This window comes from Pseudomonas antarctica (genome assembly GCF_900624995.1).
Taxonomy (GTDB): domain Bacteria; phylum Pseudomonadota; class Gammaproteobacteria; order Pseudomonadales; family Pseudomonadaceae; genus Aquipseudomonas; species Aquipseudomonas antarctica.
On sequence record NZ_UYXQ01000155.1, the window covers coordinates 1 to 8,013 of the forward strand.

The 8,013-nt window shown below is 60.1% G+C and carries 10 protein-coding genes; 2 read left to right on the forward strand and 8 right to left on the reverse strand.

All coding sequences use genetic code 11. From position 1 onward, the window contains the following. A partial coding sequence (locus E0F99_RS27470; protein WP_242626942.1) for a DEAD/DEAH box helicase occupies positions 1-564 on the forward strand: 564 nt, incomplete at its 5' end. 10 nt (positions 565-574) lie between these two features. Here E0F99_RS27470 and E0F99_RS27475 read toward each other — a convergent pair. Then, positions 575-976, reverse strand: coding sequence for a VOC family protein (locus tag E0F99_RS27475; protein WP_083358990.1), 402 nt, complete (start codon positions 974-976; stop codon positions 575-577). A 16-nt stretch (positions 977-992) separates the two neighbouring features. Beyond that, positions 993-1,736: an SDR family NAD(P)-dependent oxidoreductase gene (locus E0F99_RS27480; protein ID WP_083358991.1), complete on the reverse strand. Its 744-nt coding sequence runs from the start codon at positions 1,734-1,736 to the stop codon at positions 993-995. 138 nt (positions 1,737-1,874) lie between these two features. Here E0F99_RS27480 and E0F99_RS27485 point away from each other — a divergent pair, with 138 nt between their 5' ends. Continuing rightward, the gene (locus E0F99_RS27485) at positions 1,875-2,765 is read left to right on the forward strand and encodes an AraC family transcriptional regulator (RefSeq protein ID WP_173667122.1); all 891 of its coding nucleotides are present in this window, start codon (positions 1,875-1,877) and stop codon (positions 2,763-2,765) included. Positions 2,766-2,861: 96 nt separating this feature from the next. On the opposite strand, the gene E0F99_RS27490 is transcribed toward E0F99_RS27485, so the two are convergent. The 6 genes from E0F99_RS27490 to E0F99_RS27515 form a co-directional block, all read right to left on the reverse strand. Continuing rightward, positions 2,862-4,604, reverse strand: a complete 1,743-nt coding sequence (locus E0F99_RS27490; protein WP_083358992.1) for an ABC transporter substrate-binding protein — start codon at positions 4,602-4,604, stop codon at positions 2,862-2,864. A 31-nt stretch (positions 4,605-4,635) separates the two neighbouring features. Continuing rightward, positions 4,636-4,908 carry a DUF2160 domain-containing protein gene (locus E0F99_RS27495; RefSeq protein ID WP_083358993.1) on the reverse strand — a complete coding sequence of 91 codons (273 nt, stop codon included), beginning with the start codon at positions 4,906-4,908 and terminating at the stop codon, positions 4,636-4,638. A gap of 10 nt (positions 4,909-4,918) precedes the next feature. Continuing rightward, positions 4,919-5,719, reverse strand: a complete 801-nt coding sequence (locus E0F99_RS27500; RefSeq protein ID WP_003232361.1) for a carbohydrate ABC transporter permease — start codon at positions 5,717-5,719, stop codon at positions 4,919-4,921. Between the two features lie 10 nt (positions 5,720-5,729). Next, on the reverse strand, positions 5,730-6,596 hold the full coding sequence (locus E0F99_RS27505; protein WP_046487164.1) for a carbohydrate ABC transporter permease: 867 nt from the start codon (positions 6,594-6,596) through the stop codon (positions 5,730-5,732). Continuing rightward, positions 6,593-7,690: an ABC transporter ATP-binding protein gene (locus E0F99_RS27510; RefSeq protein WP_083358994.1), complete on the reverse strand. Its 1,098-nt coding sequence runs from the start codon at positions 7,688-7,690 to the stop codon at positions 6,593-6,595. Before E0F99_RS27510 ends, E0F99_RS27505 begins: the two co-directional genes overlap by 4 nt. Further along, positions 7,690-8,013 (reverse strand): TOBE domain-containing protein (locus tag E0F99_RS27515; protein ID WP_130909045.1); only part of this gene is annotated, 324 nt, incomplete at its 5' end. The genes E0F99_RS27510 and E0F99_RS27515, both read right to left, overlap by 1 nt.

The window sequence follows — 8,013 nt, forward strand, 5'->3', positions numbered from 1 at the left end:
CCCCTCGTGGTTCATCGCCGTTGCGACCGGCCGATGTATGCGCTTGCAAACCGCATCGCCTATGACGGCGTGATGGTATTTGGAACTCGCCCACCGTCCCCCGAAAAGGAAACCCCCGCCAGCGTGCCAACAGGTTGGGTTCAAGCCAACGGTCGATCCATCGGCAACTGGGTACCCGCAGAAGGTGATGCACTGACCTACTTGCTGAACCGGCTTCGCGCGGACGGCGTGAGCCTTGGCGATATCTGCGTCATTACCCCGTTCCAGGCGGTACGCGACCGCCTCAAAGACCTGCTGCCGCGCAAGATGGTGTACGGCACCATCCATACGATGCAAGGCAAGGAAGCGGCGGTGGTGATCATGGTGCTGGGTGGCAACAGTGAGAACCCCAGCGCACGGGATTGGGTGGTCAGCGAGCCCAACCTGCTGAACGTCGCCGCCACAAGGGCCAAACGGCGCTTCTATGTGATCGGTGACCGTAATGACTGGTGTGATCGCCTGTTGTTCTGCGATGTGATGGATTTGCTCGGCCCACGGGCATTGGCAGAACCGACTTCCTCTTGATGATGGCAACTCACGTGATGTGTTGCCAGTTCTTGTAGACGAATTCGAGGCTGTAGCCATCCGGGTCCAGGACGTTGGCCGCGTAGTAATTGGGGTCATAATGCAAACGTGCATTCGGTGCGCCATTGTCGATGGCGCCCTGCTCCAACGCGGCGGCGTAAGCCTTTTGCACCTCCTCGCGACTACCGGCGACAAAGCCCACATGCACGGCCCGCCGCTCGACCACACCTTCGCGCAGCCAGAAGAACATCCGCCCGTGGGCACCGAAGCCCTTGAGGTCCGGATGACCGGGTGGTCCGTCTTTACCGTCGTAATCAACGCGCGCGGTAATGCCCAATGGCGATAACGTCGCTGCGTAGAAACGGATGGAGCGCTCAATGTCGCTGACCGAGATGAACAGATGATCCAGCATGGCGTAACCTCGCGATTCAGATGATGTAGCCGCCCGCGACCTCAATAGTCTGGGCATTGATCCAGCGGCCTTCTGTCGACAACAACATGGCGATCACCCGCGCCACGTCTTTTGGCTCGCCGACACGGCCCAAGGCGGTTTGCCCGGCCAACTGGGCCTCAAACTCGTCGTTCAAGCCGCCGCCCAATTCGGTGCGAATCGCGCCGGGAGAAACGGCGTTGGCGCGGATACGTCGTTCCCCGAACTCCTTGGCCATGTAGCGAGTGAGTACGTCCAGGCCGCCTTTGAATGCGGCGTAAGGTGCAACACCCGCCGTGGCAACCCGAGTGGTGGCGCTGGTGAGGTTGACGATACTCGCGTGATCTTCCAGCAGCGGCAGCAGGCTTTGGGTGAGGAAAAACGGACCTTTGAGGTGCACGTTGAACAGGCCGTCGAATTGCGCTTCGCTCACGGATTCGAGTGGGTTGAACAGGCCGTAGCCGGCGTTATTGACCAGCCCGTTCAGCTTCTGCACGCCCCAGGTAGCCTGTAACGTGAGGAGCACCGTCTCACGAAATGCCGCGAATGTGCTGACATTCGCCACGTCCAACGCCAAGGCGACGGCCTTACCACCTGCTGACTCAATGCGCTGCACCAGAGCCTGCGCGGCTTCGGGGTTGTGATTGTAGGTGAGGATCACGCCGTGGCCCTGGCGAGCACACAGTTGGGCGGTACTGGCGCCAATCCCACGACTGCCTCCGGTGATGACGATAACGCTCATGGCCTGCTCCGCAGTTAAAAGTTGAGTAACCACAGTAGCCATCGGCCTACCTGTCAGCGCAGCTGTTTCTACTCCAATCCTGCCTGTTTCTGCTTTTTTGCTTGCGCGCGGTTCGTAGGAAGGAACAGCATGGTCGCCATGAATAATCCATTGATCGAACTGCGCACCTTGGCCGCCAAGGCCGAAAACCGCCGCACCGAGACCGGTATCCCACGCGTGGCGATGGTTCAGGGCGCGATCCCGGAGCATAGGCTGGCGGCGGTGTATGAGCCGATGATCAACCTGATCCTACAGGGCAGTAAAAGCATGACCGTGGGCGACCGCACGCTGCATTACGACCCGGCGACCTACTTTGTGATGTCCATCGAGTTGCCTGCCGTGGGGGCGGTGAGTCCGGCGAGCAGCGGTGAACCCTACTTGGCGGTCAGCCTGACGCTGGACCCGACGGTACTGACCACGCTGCTCAATGACCTGCCTGCGCCCACCGAGCGCAGTGTGCAGCACGCCGGATTCTCGGTGGCGGCAATCACGCCTGAATTAATGGATGCCTGGGTGCGCATGCTGCGCCTGATGGGCGACCCGATGGCGATTGCCGCGCTGGCGCCGGCGTATGAGCGCGAGATCCTCTACTACGTGCTGCAAGGCCCGCACGGCTGGATGTTGCGCGAAATCGCCGCACCGGACACGGCCATGGCGCGAGTCAGCCATGCCATCCAATCGATTCGCCGGGATTTTGCCGAGCCGATCGGAGTGCAGGCGCTGGCGCAGAAAGCGGCGATGAGTGTTTCGGCGTTTCATCGCCACTTCAAGGCCGTGACCAACCTGAGCCCTCTGCAATACCAGAAACGCGTGCGGCTGCTGCAGGCGCGCACGCTGATGCTGGCCACTGCCAGTAGCGTGACGAGTGCGGCGTTTGCGGTGGGGTATGAAAGCGCTACCCAGTTCAGCCGCGATTATGCGCGGGTGTTCGGGCTGTCGCCGGCGCGGGATACGGCGCGGATTTTGGCTGCGAACAAGGCCTGCCTGTAGATACAAAGCTCATGGGGTGAAGAGGCTTATATGGCGAGCGGGCTTGCGCCGCTCGCCATATAAGCCACTCTCAGGATCAGGCTATACCTAGTGCGCTTACTTACGCGCCGCCTCCCACGACTTGAGCAAATCGTTGTAACTCACGGTCTCCCCTTTCGGCTTCTCATTCGCCAGCTTCGGCTTCGGTGCGCCCGGCTGGTCGAACCAGTACTGAGCGTCACGCTCGGGGTTCATTTTCGGGCCGCATACCGGCTGCACCTTCGAGCGTTCCAGGCGCGTCATGATTGCATCCTGCTCCTTGGCCAGGTTATCCAGCGCCTGTTGCGGGGTTTTCTCGCCGCTGGCAGCCGCGGCGATGTTGCTCCACCACAGTTGCGCCAGGCGCGGATAGTCCGGCACGTTGGTGCCGGTCGGGGTCCATTCGACCCGCGCCGGGCTGCGATAGAACTCCACCAGGCCACCGAGTTTGGGCGCCAGGTCGGTCATGGCCTGGGAGTTGATGTCGGACTCACGAATCGGCGTCAAACCCACGATGGTTTTCTTCAGCGAGACGGTTTTCGACGTCACGAACTGCGCGTAGAGCCACGCCGCGAGTTTCTGTTTCTCGGGGGTGGATTTGAGGAACGTCCAGGAACCCACATCCTGATAGCCCTTCTTCATGCCCTTTTCCCAGTAAGGCCCGACGGGAGATGGGGCCATGCGCCATTTCGGCGTGCCGTCGGCGTTCACCACCGGCAGGCCCGGCTTGGTCATGTCGGCGGTAAACGCGGTGTACCAGAAGATTTGCTGGGCGATGTTGCCCTGGGACGGCACCGGGCCGGATTCGGAGAACGTCATGCCTGCCGCTTCCGGTGGCGCGTAGGCTTTCATCCAGTCCACGTATTTCTGCGTGGCAAACACCGCCGCCGGGCCGTTGGTATCGCCGCCGCGCGTTACGCTGGAGCCCACCGGGTGGCAGTCCTCCACGCGAATGCCCCACTCGTCCACCGGCAAACCGTTGGGCAGGCCTTTGTCGCCGCCACCGGCCATGGAGAACCAGGCATCGGTGAAACGCCAGCCCAGGGACGGGTCTTTTTTGCCGTAGTCCATGTGCCCGTAGATGCGCTTGCCGTCGATTTCCTTGACGTCTTCGCTGAAGAACTTGGCAATGTCCTCATAGGCCGACCAATTCACCGGTACGCCGAGGTCGTAGCCGTATTTTTCCTTGAACCTGGCTTTCAGCTCCGGGCGCTCGAACCAGTCGGCGCGGAACCAGTAAAGGTTGGCGAACTGCTGGTCGGGCAACTGGTAGATCTTGCCGTCCGGCGCGGTGGTGAACGAAATGCCGATAAAGTCCTTGATATCCAGGGTCGGCGAGGTGAAGTCCTTGCCTTCGTTGGCCATCAGGTCGGTGATCGATTCGGTCTTGCCATAGCGAAAGTGCGTACCGATCAAGTCGGAATCGTTGACCCAGCCGTCATAGATATTTTTGTCGGACTGCATCTGAGTTTGCAGCTTTTCCACCACATCGCCTTCCTGCAGCAAGTCGTGGGTCAGCGTGATCCCGGTGATTTCGCTGAAGGCCTTGGCCAGCACCTTGGATTCGTACTCGTGGGTGGTGAGGGTTTCCGACACCACGTTGATCTTCATCCCACGGAACGGTTCGGCCGCCTTGATAAACCACTTCAACTCTTCAAGCTGCTGGGCTTCGGTGAGGGTGGACGGCTTGAACTCGCTGCCGATCCATTTTTTTGCCGCATCTTCGTACGCATCGGCCCAGGCCGTGGCGCTCAAACCGCTGAGGGCCAATACGGCAGCCAATGAAATGCTATGTCGCAGCTTATTGTTTTTATTCAACATAGAGACCTCCTGGTTGTTTATTCACGGAGCACTAGCCCCAACGCATCACACACAACAGCCACACCAGGGACAGCGCGGTCGCCACCCAGATGCTCCAGCCGGTTACGCCGATCACCAGTAAATGCAGGTAGGCGCTGCCGAGAAGACCGATAAACAAACGATCACCACGGGTGGTGCTGATCGGCAACAAACCGCGCCGAGGGATGCTCGGCGAGCGCAGTTCCCAAGTGGTCATGCCTGCCAGCAGCAGGCCAATCGCCACAAAGAACAACGCGGTGGGGGTGGTCCAGGCCATCCATTCCATCATCGACTCCTCAGACCCGGCCCAGGGCAAAGCCCTTGGCCACGTGGTTGCGAACAAACCAAATCACCAGCATGCCGGGCAGGATCGTCAACACCCCCGCCGCTGCCAGCACGCCCCAATCAATCCCCGAGGCCGAGACCGTTCGCGTCATCACCGCCGCAATGGGCTTGGCGTTAACCGAGGTCAGCGTGCGCGCGAGCAAGAGTTCGACCCAGGAAAACATGAAGCAGAAAAACGCTGTCACACCGATGCCGGAGCCGATCAGCGGGATAAAAATCTTCACGAAAAACTTGGGAAAGCTATAGCCGTCGATGTAGGCGGTTTCGTCGATTTCCTTGGGCACGCCGGACATGAAGCCTTCGAGGATCCACACCGCCAACGGCACATTGAACAGGCAATGGGCCAGGGCCACGGCGATGTGGGTGTCGAACAGACCAATGGACGAGTACAGCTGGAAAAACGGCAGCAGAAACACCGCCGGCGGCGCCATGCGGTTGGTCAGCAGCCAGAAGAACAGGTGCTTGTCACCCAGGAATCGGTAGCGCGAGAAGGCATACGCCGCCGGCAGCGCCACGCTCAGGGAAATCACCGTGTTCAGGCTCACGTAGTACAGCGAGTTGAGGTAGCCGGTGTACCAGCTTGGGTCGGTGAAGATCACCTTGTAGTTGGCCAAGGTGAAATCCTGCGGAAACAGCGTCAGCCCGCCGAGAATTTCGGTGTTGCTCTTGAAGGACATGTTCAGCAGCCAGTAAATCGGCACCAGCAGGAACAGGATGTAGATCAGCAGCGGTATCAGCTTGCGTTTGCTCATGTTGGCGGCCTCAGCGGTTGGCGTCGGAATGGGTCATGGCGGTGTAGAACAGCCAGGACACCAACAGAATGATCAGGAAATACACCAGGGAAAACGCCGCCGCCGGGCCCAGGTCGAATTGGCCGACAGCCATCTGGGTCAGGGTCTGACTGAGGAAGGTGGTGGCGTTACCCGGCCCGCCACCCGTGAGCACAAAGGGCTCGGTGTAGATCATGAAGCTGTCCATGAAGCGCAGCATCACTGCGATCAGCAGCACGCTTTTCATCTTCGGCAACTGGATATGTCGGAACACCGCCCAGGCAGACGCCCGATCAATCCGCGCGGCCTGGTAGTACACGTCCGGAATCGCGCGCAGCCCCGAGTAACACAGCAGCGCCACCAGCGAGGTCCAGTGCCACACGTCCATCACCAGCACGGTGACCCAGGCGTCCATGGTGTTGGCTGCATAGTTGTAGCTGATGCCCATGGCGTTGAGGGTTGAACCGAGCAAACCGATGTCGGCACGGCCGAATATCTGCCAAATGGTGCCCACCACGTTCCAAGGTATCAGCAGCGGAATAGCCAGGATAATCAGCACCAAAGACGACCAGCGGCCCTTGGTCGGCATGGTCAGGGCGATGGCGATACCCAGCGGGATTTCGATCAACAGCACACAGGCCGAGTAGATGAACTGGCGCAGCAACGAGTCATGCAAACGCGGGTCGAGCAGCACCTGCTTGTACCAGTCAGTCCCCACAAAGTAGCGGCTGGATTGGTCAAAGATGTCCTGCACCGAATAGTTGACCACCGTCATCATCGGGATCACCGCACTGAACGCCACCAGCAGGAACACCGGCAACACCAGCCACCAGGCCTTGTTGTTTTGCACCTTGTTCATGGCTGCACCTCCAGCAGGAAGTCATCGGCGTAGACCATCAGCCACTGCGCGGGGAAGCTGATCGAGGCCTTGCCTTCAGGCACCGGTTTGTCTTCGGCCAGGCGCACTTTCAACGGCGCGCCGTCGAGGTTGAGGGTCATGATCTTGTAGGTGCCAAGGTCTTCGAGGTGAGTGACTTCGGCCTGCAGCGCGTCAGGGTTGTACTCGTCCCACACGTGGATAAATTCCGGACGGATACCCACCTGCAATTTCTTGTAGTCGGTGCTGGCAATACGTTGCTGCAAAGCCTCGGACAATGGCAAATGGGTGCCGGCAAACCGCACCCCGCCGGCCTCTGCCTGCACTTCGATCAGATTCATTCCGGGGCTGCCGATGAAATAGCCGACAAAGGTGTGGCTCGGCCGCTCGAACAACTCGCGCGGCGTACCGAACTGCACGATCTGCCCGCCGTACATCACCGCGATCTTGTCGGCGAAGGTCGAGGCTTCGAGCTGGTCGTGGGTCACGTAGACCATGGTGATATTGAACTGCTCGTGGATCTGCTTGAGCTTGCGCCGCAGCTTCCACTTCAGGTGCGGGTCGATCACCGTCAGCGGTTCATCGAACAGGATCGCCGACACGTCGTCACGCACCAAGCCACGCCCCATGGAGACTTTCTGTTTTTCATCGGCGGTGAGGTTGCGCGCTTTTTTGCTCAGCAGGTTTTGCAGGTCGAGGACTTCGGCGATTTCCTGCACTTTGCTGTGGATTTTCGCCTCGGCCATGCCTTGGTTTCGCAGCGGAAACGCCAGGTTATCGAATACAGTCATGGTGTCGTACACCACCGGGAACTGGAACACCTGCGCGATGTTGCGTTTTTCCGGAGTGAGGTCGTTGACCACTTTGTGGTCGAACAACACCTGGCCTTCCGAAGGGCTGAGCAGGCCAGAGATGATATTCAGCAACGTCGACTTGCCGCAGCCCGACGGTCCGAGCAAGGCGTAGGCTCCGCCCTGCTCCCACACGTGGTTCATTTCCCGAATCGCGTAGTCTTCGGGGCCAGCCGGTGTAGGGCTGTAGCTGTGCGCAAGGTTCTGCAAATGGATCTCGGCCATCAGGCAACCCTCGCAACGCGGCGCCCGGGCGCCTGGACCAAACGGCCCTGGCCATCGAACACAAACAGTTTATGGGTGGGGATGTACACGCGGATCGGCGCGTCGACGTCGTACTCGTGCACGCCCGGCAGGTGCAGCACCAGCAGGAAATGCTCGCTGCGCACGTGCAGGAAGGTTTCCGAACCGCTGATCTCGGCCACTTCTACGGTCACCGCGAGCTCCAGGTCATCGTCGTTGCTCGGCACCAGGCTGATATGGCTGGGGCGCACGCCAAAGCGGAAATCGCCCTCGCCGATCGGACGCAGGTCGACGTTGAGCGGGAA

What these genes read in the sequence shown, in the direction of transcription:
- E0F99_RS27475 (WP_083358990.1), bottom strand. Translation starts at nt 976, where the DNA reads ATGCTGGATCATCTGTTCATCTCGGTCAGCGACATTGAGCGCTCCATC.
- E0F99_RS27480 (WP_083358991.1), bottom strand. Translation starts at nt 1,736, where the DNA reads ATGAGCGTTATCGTCATCACCGGAGGCAGTCGTGGGATTGGCGCCAGT.
- E0F99_RS27485 (WP_173667122.1), top strand. Translation starts at nt 1,875, where the DNA reads ATGAATAATCCATTGATCGAACTGCGCACCTTGGCCGCCAAGGCCGAA.
- E0F99_RS27490 (WP_083358992.1), bottom strand. Translation starts at nt 4,604, where the DNA reads ATGTTGAATAAAAACAATAAGCTGCGACATAGCATTTCATTGGCTGCC.
- E0F99_RS27495 (WP_083358993.1), bottom strand. Translation starts at nt 4,908, where the DNA reads ATGGAATGGATGGCCTGGACCACCCCCACCGCGTTGTTCTTTGTGGCG.
- E0F99_RS27500 (WP_003232361.1), bottom strand. Translation starts at nt 5,719, where the DNA reads ATGAGCAAACGCAAGCTGATACCGCTGCTGATCTACATCCTGTTCCTG.
- E0F99_RS27505 (WP_046487164.1), bottom strand. Translation starts at nt 6,596, where the DNA reads ATGAACAAGGTGCAAAACAACAAGGCCTGGTGGCTGGTGTTGCCGGTG.
- E0F99_RS27510 (WP_083358994.1), bottom strand. Translation starts at nt 7,690, where the DNA reads ATGGCCGAGATCCATTTGCAGAACCTTGCGCACAGCTACAGCCCTACA.